We start from the raw sequence: 19,270 nt of genomic DNA on the forward strand, positions 1-19,270 counted from the left end.
GCGGCCTAATGATCAATCCTACCTCACCCTTGAGTGCCATGCCGATATCGCATCAGTCATCAGCTTTGACCACAAACTATCCGTTACAGGCAGATACTGATCAATTAGATGAGCGGGCATGGCAAGACCCTGAGCTGTCTTTGCGTGATTTTGTGGCCGGTATCAGTCAACTTGCGGTGATGGGCGTGATTGAAACGACAGGTATTGCTGAAGCCATACACCGCGAAATCGTTTTGCGGCCATTAGGGCTATTGAATCACCGCTATGGCGACTTGTGGTATAAGGGCATTAGTGGGCGGATGTATCAGGTGGTGAAGGGCATCACCTCAATCGTTGGTCACAGTTTGGCAATGGGTCTAAAGCAATACAGCCAGTTAATGCACCATACAAAGCCTCATCCTCTGCCAAACACACTTAGTATGGTGGTGAATGTCATCAACGGAGTCATGGGCGATCATCTTGTTAGCAACAATAATCCGCTTGCTCTGCCGATGACCTTGTATGGCGTGGATAGCCATCACAAATATACCAAGCCAATACTCTCTGAGCCCGGCAATACTACTCAAACCGTGTACACAAATCAGCGAATCAAAGGCCGTGTGGTTATTATCTTGCACGGCTTGTGTATGGGCTACATAAACTGGCAACCTGATGATGACGCGTCACTGGGGCGGCGAGTGATAAAGAACCTACCTGCATCCACGGTATTGTACTTGAACTACAATACCGGTCAGCGCATATCGACAAATGGTCGTCAGTTCTCTCAACTGCTAGAAATGCTGATAACGCAATACCCTGATATCACTCAAATAGATCTAATCGGCCACAGCATGGGTGGTTTGGTATCGCGTAGCGCGCTGTATTATGGCAGTGAGCAACAGCACGACTGGGTGAACAAAGTACAAAAGTTAATCACACTCGGTTCGCCACATCATGGCGCCCTGCTTGAGCGCATTGGTGATGTGGTGCAGCAGAGTATTGGCAAGCTGCCCTTTGCTGGCTCGTTGGCCAAGCTTGGCGATATACGCAGCATGGGTATCATTGATTTGCGCCATGGCAGCGTGCGTGATGAAGATTGGCACTCGCTGCAAGCTCGCAGTGTGTTGCCAGACAGCGAGCGTCATGCAACCCCTCTACCACAGCATATCAAGGCTTACTTTTTGGCAGGCAGCTTGAGTGAGGAGGGGCAGGCTTCGAAAGTGAGTGATCTGCTGGGTGATGGGCTGGTAAATATCAACTCAGCCCTTGGCGAACACACAACCGAGCATACCTTAGATGTTCCCCAAGAGCGCAAAGCCGTCTTTTATGGCGTGGGCCATATGGCTTTGCTGTCTGATGAGCAGGTGCTGGATAAAACGGTTGAGTGGTTGGTGGAGTAATCGCAGTCTGAGCATTAATCTAATTATGGATTATAGACACCCACATCCACAAAGTAGTCTCCGGCATGATTGATATTTCTGGCATTATCCTTGATATCAATCGTGGTGCTAACGGCCACCCAGCAAAACTGGTTGCCGGTGTCTCTGTCTGTAAAGTATTGACCGCTCTGACCAGCATTGGCATGATAAAAAGTGATATCGGCTTTTAAAAAGCTGTTACCTTGCCGAATTTCAGCATCTTTAATAATGGCCAAGTTATTGCCATCAGCTAAAGCAGTGGCTATCTTTGGTCCACCAGGTGAAGGGTATTTGTTATTGGCCTGAAACAGTCGGGGCGTTGCTCTTATATAGCGGCGAATAACGGTGTACTGATCTCTAGGAGTACACTGGTCTTCTCCTCTACGGGAGTTCACACGGCTATAGAAGTTAAAAACAGACGCTTTCCCCAATGCGCCACCATTTACGGGGAAATTGGTCTTTGCCAGCAGTGATTTTAGGTTTAATGTATTTGTGCCTGGGCCAATAAGATTGATAGAGCGGTTACTGATAGGAGCTCGTTGAATGGCTTGTCCCATGACAATGGCTTGGCTACCACCTGTTAACAAGTCATTGGGCTGAAAGGTATATTGCAGCTGGTTATTTGAAAATCCAGTTTGCATACAAAAATAGATTGTTTGGCCGTCTATATCATTGACGGTATTTAAACGAGTCACCTGATTATTAAAGTAGACCACAGGGCAGGCGAGTGCGGCATGGCTACCTAGACCCAATAGCACCGCGCCTGTCATATTTATGAGCCGCTTATGCTGTCTTAGCCGTTTAAGTAAGCCATTTAGTGTCATATATTTCATATACCGTTATCTTTAAGTTTTAGTCAGCTGGCTGTAATATCAGCTGCATAACAAAATCATTGGTGATGTCAAAGGGATAGGCTTGGTAGCCGTCAGCTTGTAAGGTGTAATGGCCTTCAGCTAATCCAAAGGCTTGGAAATAACCATAGCTGCCAGAGCGTACACTTTGTACCTGCTCCCCATTTTGATAAATACCAATCTCAACACCCGTTTTGGCATCTGCCAACTGACCAGAGACACCATAGGTCTTGTGTAGCTGAATCGGCACAGAGGTGGGCGCATAGTTACTGACTCGGATGCGCGGCGTTGGTAGCTCTTGGGTACTGTACTCTAGCGGTAACTCTTCGGCATCCATCTTTAATGTATAGTCGCCTGCCTTGATGTTACTAATCAAATATTGGCTATGATTGTCCTTTGAGCCCAGTAGATTGGCGACTACTTTTTGATTATCTAAAGTAAAGCTCATTGAGTCACTATGAATAGCAGGCTCTGCCGGATGCGCAACATCAACCACCACACTGCCTAGGTTTTGACGAGGAAAATTACCCATCTTCAACCCCTGCTTTGGTGGTTTAAACATATCAAAAGACAGCTTGGCATATAAATAATTATTCTGACGCCACGCAGGCAGTGCATTATCAATAATAAAGCCATCAGTAGTAATTAAACCATCCAAATTTTCAGTGGCGATGGCATCGACATAACGGTGCTTATAACCAAGACTAAAGTTAATGCTGTTATGATGGGTCAGCTGCCAATCGGCCTGCCATCCCACCTTATTATCATAAAGACTATAGCCCACGCTCACTAGATTATCAAAGCCACTAAAGCGTGAGGCCAGATTTGGGTCTGCGCCGCCTTTATAAAAGCGGTAGCTGATATCGCCTTGATACAGTGGCTCACTATGCTCATGATGACGGCTGACAGACTGCCCTAAGCTTATTCGGTCATTTAGATAGTGACGTAATGATAAGGTGTCGCTGTCATTGGTGCCTGAGAGCCCAACACGATTACGGGTAGAGCTATTATTATTTGGCCGGCGATTGAGGTTGATATCTTGCCAATTGACTCGGTAATTATAGCGGTCACCGCGAGTATCCCAGTTAACATCAGCATTGAGCGCTTGGCTAAACTGATGATAGATACTGGCGTAAGCATGATATTTATCCCATCCAGAGAGTGGCTGATCTAAGTCATCATAATATTGATTTAAGCCAATAATGGTTTTGTCATTGGGGCGATAGTTTAGTAATAGCTGATGACGTTTGTCACGCAATACGTCAGTATTTGAGCCGCTATTACCGCGACCGATACCCTCAAATTCACGATAATTGTATTGATAATTCGCCCACAGTTTATCACGTTGATACTGTAACTGCGCTTGCCATAGCTCTTGAGTCGGTGTGTGCGCATAGCTTAGGTCTGCATTGGTATAAACAGATGGGCTATAATTGACCCCTGTATGCCAAGAGAGCTCATCGCTATTTTTGGTATCATTTTGTAGGTTGGTATTCGCCCCAGCGCGCACTGCTAAGCGGTTACTAATACCATACTCGGCATAAACATGAGCGGCGGTATCGTGGTTGTCATTGCTGTCACTATTAAACAGGTTACCAGAGCGGCCGATACCTGCCTCGATTAATAGCTCATCGGTTGCTGTATTAGTTCGACGCTTACCCAAGAATATAGGGCGCACCTCTAAGGGCTGGCGGGCTAATGGATAGGCAAAAATAGCAATTTCGACCAAGGTGTCGGCCAAGGTTAATTGGCTGACATCCAGATTCAAAAATTCATAACGCCCATCAAGTCCAATCTGTACCTGTGCGAGCGCACGGCCATCGATGCGTAGCTCAGCGACACCGCCAGGCTCACCGATACCGGTAATATGTTGGTAATCTTGACTGGTGTTTTGTAATAGGCTGCTGCTAGTATCATCAAAAAAGGCGAGGTGACGCTCGATATCCCGATTACTATAAGCAATCAACGCCCCTGTAAACTCCGAGCCAGATGTCTGAGCGCCTTGGCCCAAAGAATTTGGCTGACTCACCCCAATACGAGTGGCCAGCTGTTGCCCTGATTTTGCCCAGTATAAATTATCAATTTGCCAGTCATCCCACTCTGAGGGCAGATAGGTAAAGCCATCGAGTGCTGTTTGAGAGAAGCGCTCTGAGCGAATGCGTTGCTCGTCGTCCCAGCGCTCCGTATTATCCCAGCGCCCAATACTGTCAGAATCGCTGTCTACCCCCAAAGCACGAGCCCCCCAAACGCCGCCAAACGCATAGCCAAAAGCACCAATATCGGCATACATTTGACGATTGGTCGATGACTGTTGAGAGGTTAGCGGGTTTTCTGAGACACTCAATGAGCTATTAAAAGAAAGCCCTAACAGGCCAAGTGTGCCGGGACGATAATCAACGGCTTGCTGCTCAGATTTTGATAATGTCTCAGATGCTGCTAGGGCTACCCCCTCTTTTTTAGGTTGCCAGCCCATATTCAAGCGTACTGCCAGATCAGCAGGCATATAGTCAGCCGTAATGCCCAGCTTTTTGAGCGTACTGAGTGCGATATAGTCTTGAGATTGATACTGGGTGAGGGTGTTTGCTGTCAACTGGGTATCGCCAATGGGGGTGCTGACCTGATAGCCCGTGTTGCTATTTGATCCTACCGATCCATTGGCGGTGAGCTGGATGCCAGTTAAGCGGGTTAAATCCGCTAAGGAGAGATAGTAATGATGGTTGTTTTGTTTTTCACCACTGTCCCCTGTTTGTGTGGGCAACGCCTGCGCATCGCTATTAACCAGTACTTCTATGGTATCGACTTCTTGATCATTAACATAAATACCAACCAGACTGGGGGTTAATGACAGATTTTGAGGGTTTGATTTTATCTCTTGGCCTGTCGCCTCAGCCGCTGTTGTCATCGGCTCAGCATTGGTATGATGCGGTATGTTTATGGCAGCCCCAGCGATACCATAAGTGCCCCAAAGCCCAGGTAGGGATGCCAGTATCATCAGGCGTAAGGTGGTTGGTTTTGTTATCATAACGGGCACTTAAATGGGGCTTTGAGCAAGCAGAGCAACTATTGGTTATCTTTATTAGACTAAAGAGTAGTATGGAGCTGACTAGATAAATTGTCTTTGAAAGCTCCTGCTTGATAGAGCGGTTTTATTCTATGTTCATGATAATAGGCATGCCATAACGTGAGCCAATTTCAACGGTAACCCCTTTGCCATCAGCATCATAAGTCAACGCATTATCTACCTGCTGCTCGATAGAGAGCATGGCTTTGTGGCTGCCTTTGGCAAACTGCATGGGTAGGCGGATGGCCATACGTACCGTCTGATAGCCGCCTGGAGCAATACTAAACTCAGTAGGATTAATCAGTGTCCAAGGCTTTAACGTATTTTCATTGGGCTCAATCGGCTTACCGGTCGCTGTATCAAGGTCAACTAGATTTAAGCGAATTTTTTTGGGTTTGTTGCCATAGTTGTATAGCGTGAGTGATTGATTTAAACCTGCGGTGTTTTTGTTTTGAGTCAGTGATACAGTTTCATCAACACGAGAGGGCGTAATACCTAATTGGGCAGGCGGCAGCTCTTTTTGTTTATCCTGATTGACCACCATTTGGGTTCTACCGCTGTTATCCTTTGAGGTATGGATAATCAGCTCAGCCTGTGCAGACGGCATCAATAATAATGTACTAGCGGCAAGTGTGAGTAGAGACAGAGTGGTAGAGGTAAGGCGCGGTGAAAGGATAGACATGGCAGACCTTTGAATAAAATAGATATTGATGAGACTCACTGTGTTTCAAGTATATTTAAAGCATTTTGAAGTAACAACTACGTCAAGTCATTGATGGACTTCAGATTGTCGTTTATTTAAAAGCATTACGTCATATATAGACTAGCAATTAGTCAAAAAAATACCAGCATGAGCTGGTATTTTTAACGATTGCTCTATCGGAAGACGTTTAATTACTGAGCATTGCCAGTTAGTGTCAATAAGAAAGTATCAGTCTTCTCATCTGTATCTGCTGCTTTACCACGAGTGTTGTATTCGCCAGCGAAGTCTGCATTGGTTAAGTCTAAATTAAACTTAATATCACCCATGACAGGTGCCCAGCCGCTAGGGATGGTCATAGACGCTGAATCTGTACCAGTGACGCCATTGCCTGATGATGCTAATACAGCATCTTGGGTGGTAATGGTGGCTGCATTATTCGTAGCATTTTTTAAAGTTGCATTCGGGTTGGTTAAGGTTAACGTTACCGGTGCGGTTGATAAGCTACGTACTGCCCAAGAGTTTTTTAGCGTCACCTTTACAAGACCTGAATCAAAGTTTGTGATTGGTGACGCAGTGTTGACATCATTGCCTTGAAAGGTCAAATTCGTCTCTTGTAGCGTTGCTGATAAATCACGTGTGGTCGCATCGCTGATCTCACGAGGGTCACTGTCGTTATCTGGTGTGGTTGCCACATCTGATAATGTCAGGTGTGCATCATCCCAGTGATACAAAACCAAGATTTCTGGTAGGGTAACACGGAAGTCAGTTGAGCCACTGATAGATGCTGCTGATGCGAAAGAAGCGATAGATAAGGTAGCAGTAGCCAGTGCAATTTTAGAAAAAAGTTTCATATATATAGTTCCCTGGGGTTAAGCCAGTTTAAAAGTTTGGGGACCAGTGATACTTATTATGATTAATTGGAATCGATAGCGCAGGATGATTTTACTGAATCAAGCAAGAGTGTTACTGGTAGTCTGGAGGTTTAAAAGGTAAGCTATGTGGAGGATATGAGGTATTAGAGGGTTATATGATGCTCTATTAATCTATCTCTACATATAATACCATCGATTATATTATGGCTTTTAGATTTAATCAATGAATGTTTAGATGACTCGAATAATATTTTTGTAACTTAAATTAAAAGCACTATAAAAATCATTAAAAAAATAATATTAAAAGACTTAGCAGAATTAAAAGCTTAATCAAACAGTTATGATAATTGTTATAGACAATAAAAAACAGTTAAAAATAAAATAAGGAAGCGAGAATGGAGAGTTTAACAAACACAGATTTAGCCAGTTCACAGACATCGAAATATCTCATTATAGGGCAGGGTGATATTGGTTTGGCAGTGACTAATGTGCTGGCTCAGCAGCAGCTTAAGGTTACGGGGTTGGCCAGAGGAGAGCGTCAGTCTTATGATTTGAATGAACAGGCGGACTACCTGCAAGCTGATGCGCTAACGCTAACGGCAGAGCAGCTTTATGCGTTTACCCATATTGCAATCATAGTGACCCCAGATGGCTATGAGACAAAAAACTATAAACATACTTATTTAGGTGTCGCCCAGCATGTTGCAAATTTAGCTGATCAACTGCCAAAGCTTCAAAGAGTAGTGTTTATCTCATCCACCGGGGTGTATGGACAGGATAATGGTGAGTGGATAGATGACACCGTTGTCCCAGTAGCCCCCAAAAGAGAAGCTTCAAAATACATCTTGCAAGCTGAGCAGGCACTGCAGCAAATATTTGCTGAGCGCGCGGTAATCATTCGTCCTAGTGGCATTTATGGTGAACAGCGCCTCATGCGTCTGCGTCAGGCAAAAGAGGCCGATAAAGCGCCAATGCCAGTGTCCGCTTGGACCAATCGTATTATGGATACAGACTTGGTGACCATTATTGTTAAAGTGCTCACTTTATCTGCATCTGAGCCTATAGCGCCTATGTACTTGGCAACAGACTATGTACCGGTGACCTCTTATGAGTTGATGGTTTGGCTGTGCAATAAACTTGGTACAACGCCGCCTGCAGTCTTAAGTGAGACAGATAAAGCGCAGGTAAGTGGCAAGCGCTTGCACAGTAACATTCCGCGCGATTGGCTGCAATATCCAGATTGGAAAAGCGGGTATATGCATATTCTACAAGCTATTGAGGCATAAAACGTTATAATAGTTATAATATATTACACGCTTTAAAAGAGCGTTTTTACGTTAAGCTTATCAGGAGGGCGTATGTCATCAATGGGAAACTCACAAGACGATGCGCAACAAGGCTCATCAGCAAGTAATAAGCCTAACTTAAATAGTAGTCGCAGTAATAGCCAAGACAGTCAGCCTCACCCTTTTATTCAAATATCGCGCTTGAGTGATAAGTTGCATCAGCCTTTTCAACAGGATAGGCATTTACGCGACTCTAATACCAATCATGTCCGCTCAGATGAGATGCAGGTATCTAACGCCCATACCTCTCATACTGGCACTCAAGCACACTCAGAGTCCTCTGCTCTCGATTGCACCGACTTATCAGAGTCATTGTCTGATTGTGAGTCTAAGACAGATACAGAGGTAGAAGCATATAATCAGATGGCGCACACCTTGCAGCAGCGTCAAATTAAGCACGCGGGAATCAGACATCCTAGCTTTAATGGCGATGCTATAGGATTAGATCCAGACCGCCCTTTGAGCGATATACCACATCCTGCCCCACGTTATCAGCAGGCGCTACATCAATTGGTAGAGCGCACTCAGATACCGCATCAATTATCAGAGTCTCAAAGAGAGGGTTCAAATGCTTCGATGTGGGCGCTCATTGCTTCACCTGAGTTGGCTTCACATTTAGAGTTGCTGCAGTTGGGCGGTTTGATTAATTTGCCGGCTCATTTCTTCGAGCCTGTATTTGATACTGCCAGTGGCTCTGAGCAATCTGATCACTTAGAATCGGCCAATGTATCAGACACACAGCTGTTAGCGCCTTTAACTCAGATGAGCTTATTAGATATGGCCGATATCTACCAAGCGTGTCAACAGTATCCAGGCTTAACACGTTATGGGTTTAGGCGCTCACATTGTAATGACGATCAGACTTGGGCAGGGCAGGCTGATAAGCAAAACCACGGTGTCTGCTCATCAAAACTGTCTGCCTTGATGCCTGAGATGATTAATGATTTATTTGCCCCAAGCTGGGAGGTTATCTTATATCCTGAGCGCTTTGATAATGGGGTTGACAGCTTAACCACAGATATTTTGGCTTGCAGTGTCGCTGTGCACATTCTTAAGCAGTGCCGTCGTCAAGCGCATATTAATGAGTACCTAACTGCCAAACAAATCTGTCAGCACATGCGCAGTTATGTGCTTAGTCAATGTAATCTACACCCACAGTTTGCAAAGCAGTACCGTCAAATTCGCTTGTTTGAAGGTCATGTGGTGGTGGCCGCCAGTTACCTATCTTTGCAGGTACAGCACGCCAAACAGCACAGCAAAACCGCGATCACCAATCAAAAGGGTGAGACCAGTCATAACTTAGGCCAGCCCATTTATCTTAACCTATGCAGCGATTGTGTCCTGTTTACTAGATACCCTAATATCAGTAACTATTACATTAATGGCTGGTCATAACCCTGACATTAAAAGGCGATTAAAGCTATAATACGCCGCTAATTGGCTTTATATATGACAGATTTTTGGCCTATCTTTTACCAAGCTTTGGCCTAACTTTAGCCTAAGTTTGGTTGGTGGCTTGATATAACGTCACTTTACTTTTTATTTATTTAAATAGGACTTTTCATGGCAGTTTCTCCTTCTATTTCTAATTTTTCTAGCAGTGCTTTTATTGAGCTTGCTTTGTCTAATGAAGTGTTAAAGTTTGGTGAATATGTGCTTAAATCAGGCCGTATTAGTCCTTATTTCTTTAATGCAGGTTTACTGTCCACAGGAGAGATGTTGTCATTATTGGCCAATGGTTATGCCGAAGCTTTAGCTCAGCAAGTAAAGGTGTCGGGTAGCGATGAGCTGGTTATCTTTGGCGCCGCTTATAAAGGCATTCCTTTTGTGGCAGCCACTGCACAAGCCCTATGGAATAATCATGGCATTAACGCACACTGGGGTTACAATCGTAAAGAGGCCAAAGATCATGGTGAAGGCGGCAACTTAGTGGGTGCAGATGTGAATGGCAAAGCGGTATGGGTGCTAGATGATGTCATCACTGCTGGCACAGCAATGCGAGAGGTTGTCGATATTTTGGATGCTGCCGGTGCCACAGTGGCCGGTATTCTTGTGGCGCTTGATCGCAAAGAGCGTGGCCAAAATGAGCAATCTGCGATTCAAGAGCTGGCAGAGAACTTAAAAGTTCCTGTACAAGCTTTGGTTAATATAGATGATATTATTGATTATGTGGCCAAAAAGGGTGAGGAAACGCAGTTGGCCAAAATGCGTCATTACCGTGAGCAGTACGGCGTATAAATGGAGTGGGGCTTAAGTCAGCTAGACTTGTAAAAATGACGCCTAGCCATCACCCTAACTATAATCATCTTATCTTTGTCAGTTACTGACAGTCATAACGGAGTGAATTACCATGAGTCAACATAGCGCCCAAAAACCACTTAATATTTTAGTGGTGATGGATCCAATCGAAACGGTGAACTATAAAAAAGACTCAACATTAGCCATGATGTGGTCTGCCAGTGATCGAGGACATGGTTTGGGGTATTGTCAAATTCATGACTTATGGCTGGATAAGGGCGAGTTAAAAGTAGATGCGCAAGCGGTCACGGTTCGCCGTGACCCTAACGATTTTTACAGTTTAGCGGATAAGGTAACTCAGCCAATTACTGATTATGATGTCATCTTAATGCGTAAAGATCCGCCATTTAACATGCGCTTTTTATACAGTACTTATATGTTAGATCATGCCAAGGCAGCGGGGGTATTGGTGGTCAATGACCCTCAAGCGATTCGCGACTGTAACGAGAAGCTTTTTGCCACCTGGTTTAGCGACTTAATGAGTCCCACCATAGTGACCAGCAAGCAGCAGCATATTCGCAAGTTTATCCAAGAGCATCAAGATGTTATTGTAAAGCCTTTAGATGGTATGGGCGGTACCGGTATCTTTAGATTGACGCAAGACAGTCCCAATATTGGCGCCACGCTTGAGATGCTTACTGAACTTGAGAGTTTACCGATTATGGCGCAGCGTTATTTGCCAGAAATTAAGCAGGGCGATAAGCGAGTGTTGATTGTTGATGGTGAAATTGTTCCCTTTAGTCTGGCGCGCATCCCCACAAAAGGCGAAACCCGCGGCAACCTAGCCGCCGGTGGACAGGGTGTGGCTATGCCAGTGACTGAGCAGGAGATGGCTGTGGCCAAAAAGGTGGCGCCTATTGTTAAGCAAAAAGGCTTGATGTTTGTTGGTCTAGATTTGATCGGGGCCAGAATTACAGAGATTAACGTCACCAGCCCCACCTGTGTACGTGAAATTAACGACCAATGTGGTACCGATATCGCGACCGATTTAATTATCGCCATTGAGAAAAAATGCACTCAACATTCATAACTGGGATGGCCATAAGTAGAGGGGATTGCCATAATATGGCAATGTTTTGTTAATTAATCTTACAAAATAATTAAATATTTTATCGTTAGTAGGGTGGTTGTTTGTTACACTCTACGCTACGATGAATAAAGTGAGTGTGACTCACTTTGGATTAATTAAACATAACACAAGGATGTAATATGAGTACCTTTGCAAAATCACTTATACTTAGCGCCGGTTTGGCTTTCGCTTTTAGTGCTAGCGCTGCGGACCAATTAAATAACACTCAGTGGACGACTTATAACGATAAGGGTCAGCCAGATTCTGTATTAAAATTTACCGAATCAAATGGCAAGATCTCTGCAAAAATTGTGAAGTTATTAGACCCCCGCGCTCAAGGTAGAACGGTGTGTGATGTATGCCGCGGCAAATTCAAAGACAAATCTTTAATAGGCGCGACTGTACTTTGGGATTTAAAAGCAGATCCAAACAACCCTAATAAATATGTCGGTGGCAGCGGTATTGAGCCTGAAACAGGCATGACTTTTTCAGGTAAAGGTGAGCTTAAAGGGGATACTTTGGAGCTTAGAGGCTATAAAGGCATATCACTACTGGGCAAAACACGTGTGTTAAAGCGTCGTTAGTCTTAGCACGTTGACTGTCAATGAGACTCAATGAATGAGAGTAACTGTGTAAAATGCATGAATTGGCTATGAAATGAGGTGATTCATATCCCACCTACTTTCATAGTACTCATTTTAATAATAAAATATAGACCATCTTAAAGGCCAAGCTGTGAAAAACATCGCAGCTTGGCTTTTGTGTATTCGATGTTTTGTCGGAAAACTCAGTTTGAGGCATAGATTGTCCTACAGCATCTAAACAGTTGTTTACTTTGTTGTAAGATAAGCGGGTATAACTTAGGTAGGTCATCGCCTAAGCCTGTTATTTATGCTATGATTTTTCAACTTTTATCTGTACCTATTTTTAGCTAAAAATTAGGAGAACCATCCGTGTCTGAGTATGCTGCTGTACAAACCTCCGCACCAACATCCCCATCGACAAGCTCTTCGGTAAAGACTCCTAAAGTATTAATGATGGCAGCGGGCACAGGCGGCCATGTATTTCCTGCATTGGCAGTGGCAGAAGAATTGACCCGACGCGGCGCAGAAGTACACTGGTTAGGTACGCCGCATGGCATGGAGAACGACTTGGTTCGACCTGTGGGCTATACTTTTCATACCATCGATATGCAAGGCCTGCGCGGCAAAGGTGTGGGTAGACTCTTAAAAATGCCGTTTACTCTATCGCAGGCAATGCTGGCGAGTATCAAGGTCATCAAAAGCAATCAGATTGATGTGGTGGTCGGCTTTGGCGGTTATGTCAGTGCCCCAGGAGGTCTGGCTGCAAAAGCCACCGGAACACCGCTTATTATTCATGAGCAAAATGCCATCGCTGGCATGAGTAATCGCTACTTGGCCAAGATTGCTACCAAGGTATTACAAGCCTTTCCTAACACGTTTGGTGATAGTGACAGTGCTGAAAATCCTAAGCTTGAAACCGTGGGTAACCCGGTGCGTGAAGCGATTTGTGAGATTGAGCCGCCTGAGAAGCGTTATGATCTTAATGATGAGAGCCCGCTTAAGCTTTTGGTGGTTGGGGGGTCTTTGGGTGCCGAGGCATTAAATCGTACGGTCCCTGCTGCCTTGGCTCAGATAGATAAGCCGATTGCAGTCCATCATCAATGTGGCCGTAATAATTTGGACAGCACCCAAGGCTATTATCAAGCGGTGGATAGAGCTGTGCATACGGTCACGGTTAAACCCTTTATCGACGACATGGCCGCAGCGTATGCTTGGGCGGATGTGATTGTTTGCCGAGCGGGGGCGCTGACGGTGACTGAAATTCAAAATGTGGGACTGTCAGCCATCTTTGTACCTCTGCCACATGCCGTCGATGACCATCAAACTGCTAATGCCCGCTCGCTGGCTATTGAGGATGCCGCCTATTTAATCCCGCAAAGTAAGCTGACGCCTGAATATCTAGCACAGACACTACTGGACTTAGACCGTGAGAAGTGTCAGAGCATGGCCAAAAAAGGCAAAGCCTTGGCCAATCCAGGATCAACTGTGGTGACGGCAGACTTTGTGTGGGAGCAAGCCATTCGCTAATGAGTTGCTTTGCATCGGCGATATTTAGCGTACTTGTAACGGTTAGGCTCAAGTTACTACAAAACTTATGCTATTACCGTAAAACCTATTTTAAACGGTATTTAGCTCATTACTAGGTAGCTGTTATTTCTACCAAATATTTATTGTCATTTTTTATTGAAAGAGAACCCTATGTCAAAATCAGCCCTGCCAAAAAGATTAATCGAAATTCCAGAAATGCGCCGCATTAAAAGCATTCACTTTATCGGCGTGGGTGGTGCAGGGATGTGCGGGATTGCTGAGGTAATGAAAAACCAAGGCTATGGTGTTAGTGGCTCAGACATTAAAGAAAGTCCGGTAACCAAGCGCTTACAAAGCTTGGGAATTGAAGTATTTATCGGTCATGACTCAAAAAATATTGCCAATGCCGACGTGGTCGTGGTCTCTTCTGCCATTGATCGCGAGAATCCTGAGATTCAGGCTGCTCTAAAAGCACAATTACCCGTGGTACGCCGTGCTGATATGCTGGGTGAATTAATGCGTTATCGTCATGGCATCGCCGTGGCCGGTGCCCATGGTAAGACGACAACCACGAGCTTGCTGACCATGATGATGACAGAGGCCGGGTTTGATCCTACCTATGTTATCGGTGGTAAACTTAATGCTTCAGGAAAAAATGCTTCACTGGGTGAAAGCCGCTATTTAATTGCAGAAGCTGATGAATCAGATGCTTCATTTTTGACCCTGCATCCTATGGCTGCTATTGTGACCAATATTGACCAAGATCATATGGATACTTACGGTAATAGCTTTGATAAATTAAAAGCCGCTTACATCCAGTTTTTACAAAATATGCCGTTTTATGGTCTGGCTGTGGTCTGCGGTGATGATAAAGAGCTGTTCGATATGATTGATGATATTGGTCGCCCAGTATTAACTTTCGGCTTAGAGCCGCACAACAATGTGCAGGCCACCAATGTACGTGTTGATGGCACTAAAACTCACTTCACCGTGCTGCGTAAAGACCGCGAGCCATTGGAATTAACGTTAAACATTCCAGGGCAACACAACGTACTTAACGCCTTAGCTGCCATTACTATGGCCACCGATGAGGGGGTGAATGATGACGCTATTAAACGGGCGTTGGCAAAGTTTGCTGGGGTAGGTCGCCGCTTTGAGCAGCAAGCTTGCGTGGCCAAAGATGACGGTGATGTTTTATTAATTGATGACTATGGTCATCATCCAGTAGAGGTGGCAGCGACTATTAAAGCGGCGCGCGCCAGTTATCCTGAGCGCCGTTTGGTGATGTTATTCCAGCCGCACCGTTACAGTCGTACTCGTGATTGTTATGATGACTTTGTGGCGGTATTATCGCAGGTGGATGTGCTGCTATTGCTGGATGTGTATAGTGCCGGTGAAGCGCCAATTGTGGGCGCTGATACCAAGTCATTGGCTCGTAGTATCCGCTTGCGCGGTGAAGTTGAGCCGGTTGTGGTGGATAAAGATGAGCTGGCCCCTGTGATGCAGCGGGTGCTACAAGCGGGTGATATGCTCATTACTCAAGGCGCAGGCAACGTAGGTCAGGTAAGCCAACAATTAGCGGCCAATAACCTGTATCTTTAAGCCAATACTAATCCTTGAAGATTATGATTAGTGTTTGAAGTAATTTTTATCTATACTATTTACGTTGTGACTAAGCTGACTGGTCTTATTGGCCTTGCTGGGTGTCACGGCTTTGATTATTGACCCTTTTTACCATTTAAGATGCCCATGACTATGACTCAATCTGCTACCAACCCAACTGCAATCCCTGTATCTGCTACCAAAGCTTCTGCTAACGCCGCCACGACTCAAGATCCAAGCATCTTTGGTAAAGTCGCCGTGGTCTTTGGGGGTAATAGCAATGAGCGAGCAGTGTCATTAGACAGTGGCAATGCGGTATTACAGGCGCTACAGTCACAGGGCATCGATGCCACTCACTTTGACCCTAAAGACCAAGATGTGACTGAATTAAAAAATTACGACCGTGTATTTAATGTGCTACATGGCCGCGGCGGTGAAGATGGTCAGTTACAAGGCCTGTTAGATTGGCTGGGTCTACCCCAGACAGGATCCGGTGTTTTGGCATCAGCGATTGGTATGGACAAAGTACGTACTAAGCAATTGTGGCACGGCTGTGGATTATCTACTGCGCCTTTTGCAGTCTTGGGCGCTGACACAGACTGGCAGCAAATCGTTAATACTTTGGGTCTGCCTTTAATTGTAAAACCAGTGCATGAAGGCTCAAGTATTGGTATGAGCAAGGTGAATACGTTAGATGAGCTGCCAAAAGCCTATGAAGTAGCAGCAGGGTGTGGTGATGTGGTGATGGCAGAAAAATGGATTACTGGCCGTGAGTTTACCATCGTTATTATCGATGATGAGGCTTATCCAGTTATTCGCCTGCAGCCTGCAGACATCTCCAATTTCTACGATTATGAGGCCAAATACAATCGTAACGATACTCAGTACCATATTCCTTGTGGCTTAAGCGCAGAAGAAGAAGCACATTTACAGGCACTAAGCTTGGCGGCATTTAAGGCAGTAGACGCCAAAGGCTGGGGCCGTATTGATGCTATGCAAGACGAAGAAGGTAACTTTTGGCTATTAGAGATTAATACCGTACCTGGTATGACCAGTCACAGCTTAGTACCTATGGCAGCTAAAGCACGTGGGATGAATTTTGAACAGCTATGTTGGCATATCTTAGCCCAGACGCTGTAAGGGTTAACAGGGCTAGTGTGGTCAAATAATCAGATAAATAAGGCAAGGCTAACCACCACGCGGATCTGATTAAAACACACCCATTTAAACCCAAGACCAATTAAAAATATGTATTTTTAGACCCAAATAGCCCTATGAGATATTGCATTATTTCTCATATGGTTTTTTCTGTCATAAATTGATACATGCTCACTAAACATAGGCGCTATCGCTACTTCAGCAAATGCGTTACAATTATAAGTTATTAGACAAAATGGACACGATGGCTGCCTCTGTGAATAAAACTTCGCTGAATTTAAGTAAATTTTTATCTGCAAAAGTGTGGATAGCTATCGCGGTAGTGTTGTTTGTTGCCATATTTGTTTTGGTGGCCAATAGGGTGTATCACTCTCAGCCTGCCAAAGTGGTGGTAAACGCCAAAAATCTAGATGCCGCTCAGTACCAAAAGCTTAATACCGCTATGAGCAAAAAACAGGCTGGTAGCTTTTTTACCGCAGTATTGCCTGAGCTTAAAGACAGTGTGATGCAGCAAGATTGGATTAGCCAAGTAGACATTGAGCGCAAATGGGGTGAAGGAATTGTTATCACCGCCTTACCACGTGAGCCGATAGCTAAATTTGGCAGTGAACACTTAATAGATTCGCAAGGCAAAGTATTTAAGCCTGTGAGCGAATCTGAATTGTCTCAAGATGGACTTATTATGCTGCAAGGAGATGCTGAGCAATCCTCCTTAATTATGCAACAAATGCAGCAAGTCAACCAGTGGTTTGCCCCTTTAAAAATGCAAGTGGATGATCTGGTGTTAACACCGCGCATGACTTGGGCAATTCGCTTTAATAATGGCATGCGTATTATTGTCGATAACGAGCACACCTCACAAAAGCTTATGAATCTTAGCCAATTGCTTCAAAACCAGTTGGCAGATAAACGTGGTCAAATACAGGCAGTAGATTTGCGTTATAAAAATGGCTTTGTGATTGATTGGAAAAAAGACTCAGCACCTGATAAAGCTGAAATGAATCAAAGAAGCGATACTCAAAAGACGGCAAGTACGCAAAAAGCCACCAGTAGTACAAGTGAACAGAACAAAAATACCAACAGTTCAAGCTTAGCTAATGAGCCGCAAGCAGCAGCTTCGCGTCCAAGCAGCCAACAAACCAACTAAAGAGCGCATTTGATTCTGCCGCAAAGCATAGGCGATGCCCGTTTATTGATAAGTTGTTTTTATATCACCTCTAGCTGCTGCGTATAGTGTGTTACCGTGATAAGCGCTAAGCTTGTCTTGGCCAATAAACGCTCAGTTAGATATAAAATAAAAGATGGTGGATACATGGCTGGCAAAGGATAGGGCAGTAATAGCAGGAAATAATAAAGGGTACTTAAGGCCAGTCTGCTTAAGGATAAGCCCAGACGAATTAATAACCAAACAACTTAATCTAACCTTACTGTTTTTTGTAGGACACAGCGTATAACCAAATACTCTAAACTCCTAACAGTACCTATTATGTTCTAAACTTATGAGTAAATCTGAAAATCTTCTCGCCGTTATTCATCTAAGCGCCACTGCAGTGTATGTAGTCGTTGGTAATGTGATTTCTGCAAAAGAAATTCGCATTAAAGGGGTGGGTGAGGTATTTACCAATGATTTTCAGCAAGGTCAGATTACCCACTTTGATCGCTTAAAAAGCTCTATCCGTCAGGCCATTATCCAAGCTGAGGAAATGGCCAATTGTCGTATCCATAGTGTTTGGCTTACCTTATCGACTCCTGAATTATTAAGCCATAATGGCTTTGGTGTGGTGGATTTAGACAGTGGTGTGGTCGAAACCCAACACATTGTTAATGCGTTAACCTTAGCCAAAGCCAGTGTGCTACCCAATACCCATTATTTAATGCATTATTGCCAACAAGGCATCTTCCTTGAAAATCAAGAAAAGATGGTAGATGATGCCATTGGTATGTATGCAAACAAAGTCACTGTGATGTATCATTTAATGATGATGCCGGTGAGCAGCCGACAAAATATTCAAAAACTAATTCAAGCCTGTGATGTGAGCATTGACCATATGTTGTTCGATGCGGTATCAAGTGCTGAATATGGTCTGATGCCAGACGAACGTGAGCAAGGGGTGTGTTTGATCGATATCGGCGCAAGTACAACCAGTATTTGTGTTTATCGTGAAAATAAATTAATTTTTACCCACTGTATCGCTGATGGCGGTAATAACGTCACCATGGATATTTCAGCTGAGCTCAATATCACCATGATGGAGGCTGAAAGACTCAAAATTGAAAAAGGGACTGTGGATACGCGTGATATAGACCCTTCTCGTTTTGAGACGTTTGCTCGTGTGGGTAGTATGAATGATGAGGTAACGGTTAATATCTTACAGTTGGCTCAAATCATTGAAGCCCGTTATATCGAGCTTTATAAAGCGTTATTTCAAAAGCTTTCAGATGCCGGCTTACTCGACTACCTACAACGTGGTGTGGTATTAACCGGGGGTGGCAGTCAAGTCAAAGGTATGGTACGTTTCTCAAAACGCTTGCTTGAGATGCCGGTAGTGCTGACCACGCCGCATGAGGCAATTTCCGCTTACAACTATTTTGATAGTCATGATGAGAAGTTTAAAGAGCTCAATGCAAGAGTGGAGCAGCGCTCGCTACAAACTGCTTTTGGCGCGTTGTTATACAGTCAAAGCGAGCAGTTTAAACACAGCGAAAGAAGCTCTCCTGAAGCGTTAGAGGTTGATAAGCCCAATTCATTTAGCAGAATTAGACACAGTTTGAATAACTTTTTTAAAAACCTTATATAATTTA

15 protein-coding genes are annotated in these 19,270 nt (G+C 44.5%); 11 read left to right on the forward strand and 4 right to left on the reverse strand.

Annotation, left to right across the window (positions count from 1 at the left end; genetic code table 11):
* Positions 1 to 8 precede the first annotated feature (8 nt).
* Entirely contained in the window at positions 9 to 1,379 is a 1,371-nt protein-coding gene (locus MN210_RS02935; RefSeq protein ID WP_338412519.1) for a PGAP1-like alpha/beta domain-containing protein, read from the forward strand.
* Positions 1,380 to 1,402: 23 nt separating this feature from the next.
* Here the strand turns inward: MN210_RS02935 and MN210_RS02940 are convergent, their stop codons facing one another.
* The 4 genes from MN210_RS02940 to MN210_RS02955 all read right to left on the reverse strand — a co-directional run bounded on the left by MN210_RS02940 (position 1,403) and on the right by MN210_RS02955 (position 6,863).
* The gene (locus MN210_RS02940; protein ID WP_338412520.1) at positions 1,403 to 2,230 is read right to left on the reverse strand and encodes a hypothetical protein; all 828 of its coding nucleotides are present in this window, start codon (positions 2,228 to 2,230) and stop codon (positions 1,403 to 1,405) included.
* A 19-nt stretch (positions 2,231 to 2,249) separates the two neighbouring features.
* Positions 2,250 to 5,270, reverse strand: a complete 3,021-nt coding sequence (locus tag MN210_RS02945) for a TonB-dependent receptor (RefSeq protein WP_338412521.1) — start codon at positions 5,268 to 5,270, stop codon at positions 2,250 to 2,252.
* Positions 5,271 to 5,394: 124 nt separating this feature from the next.
* Positions 5,395 to 5,991, reverse strand: a complete 597-nt coding sequence (locus MN210_RS02950; RefSeq protein ID WP_338412522.1) for a hypothetical protein — start codon at positions 5,989 to 5,991, stop codon at positions 5,395 to 5,397.
* A 212-nt stretch (positions 5,992 to 6,203) separates the two neighbouring features.
* On the reverse strand, positions 6,204 to 6,863 hold the full coding sequence (locus tag MN210_RS02955) for a hypothetical protein (RefSeq protein ID WP_338412523.1): 660 nt from the start codon (positions 6,861 to 6,863) through the stop codon (positions 6,204 to 6,206).
* 416 nt (positions 6,864 to 7,279) lie between these two features.
* Between MN210_RS02955 and MN210_RS02960 the strand changes: the two genes are divergently transcribed.
* From MN210_RS02960 to ftsA, 10 genes are all read left to right on the forward strand, one after another.
* On the forward strand, positions 7,280 to 8,170 hold the full coding sequence (locus MN210_RS02960; protein WP_241879171.1) for an NAD-dependent epimerase/dehydratase family protein: 891 nt from the start codon (positions 7,280 to 7,282) through the stop codon (positions 8,168 to 8,170).
* Positions 8,171 to 8,242: 72 nt separating this feature from the next.
* Entirely contained in the window at positions 8,243 to 9,625 is a 1,383-nt protein-coding gene (locus tag MN210_RS02965) for a hypothetical protein (protein ID WP_241879172.1), read from the forward strand.
* A 168-nt stretch (positions 9,626 to 9,793) separates the two neighbouring features.
* Positions 9,794 to 10,468, forward strand: coding sequence for an orotate phosphoribosyltransferase (gene pyrE / locus MN210_RS02970; protein ID WP_011959803.1), 675 nt, complete (start codon positions 9,794 to 9,796; stop codon positions 10,466 to 10,468).
* 112 nt (positions 10,469 to 10,580) lie between these two features.
* Positions 10,581 to 11,558, forward strand: a complete 978-nt coding sequence (gene gshB, locus MN210_RS02975; RefSeq protein ID WP_338412524.1) for a glutathione synthase — start codon at positions 10,581 to 10,583, stop codon at positions 11,556 to 11,558.
* 179 nt (positions 11,559 to 11,737) lie between these two features.
* Complete coding sequence (locus MN210_RS02980) at positions 11,738 to 12,181, forward strand: DUF2147 domain-containing protein (RefSeq protein ID WP_110816151.1); 444 nt, start codon at positions 11,738 to 11,740, stop codon at positions 12,179 to 12,181.
* A 369-nt stretch (positions 12,182 to 12,550) separates the two neighbouring features.
* Complete coding sequence (gene murG, locus MN210_RS02985) at positions 12,551 to 13,708, forward strand: undecaprenyldiphospho-muramoylpentapeptide beta-N-acetylglucosaminyltransferase (RefSeq protein ID WP_425605629.1); 1,158 nt, start codon at positions 12,551 to 12,553, stop codon at positions 13,706 to 13,708.
* A 171-nt stretch (positions 13,709 to 13,879) separates the two neighbouring features.
* Positions 13,880 to 15,310 (forward strand): UDP-N-acetylmuramate--L-alanine ligase, encoded by a 1,431-nt coding sequence (gene murC, locus MN210_RS02990; protein WP_338412525.1) that lies wholly within the window; start codon positions 13,880 to 13,882, stop codon positions 15,308 to 15,310.
* 141 nt (positions 15,311 to 15,451) lie between these two features.
* Positions 15,452 to 16,450 (forward strand): D-alanine--D-alanine ligase, encoded by a 999-nt coding sequence (locus MN210_RS02995; RefSeq protein ID WP_241879175.1) that lies wholly within the window; start codon positions 15,452 to 15,454, stop codon positions 16,448 to 16,450.
* 274 nt (positions 16,451 to 16,724) lie between these two features.
* The gene (locus tag MN210_RS03000) at positions 16,725 to 17,615 is read left to right on the forward strand and encodes a cell division protein FtsQ/DivIB (protein WP_227675254.1); all 891 of its coding nucleotides are present in this window, start codon (positions 16,725 to 16,727) and stop codon (positions 17,613 to 17,615) included.
* A gap of 352 nt (positions 17,616 to 17,967) precedes the next feature.
* Positions 17,968 to 19,266 carry a cell division protein FtsA gene (gene ftsA / locus MN210_RS03005; protein WP_011959810.1) on the forward strand — a complete coding sequence of 433 codons (1,299 nt, stop codon included), beginning with the start codon at positions 17,968 to 17,970 and terminating at the stop codon, positions 19,264 to 19,266.
* Positions 19,267 to 19,270 lie beyond the last annotated feature (4 nt).

The organism is Psychrobacter raelei (assembly GCF_022631235.3).
In the GTDB taxonomy this organism is placed as follows: Bacteria; Pseudomonadota; Gammaproteobacteria; order Pseudomonadales; family Moraxellaceae; genus Psychrobacter; species Psychrobacter raelei.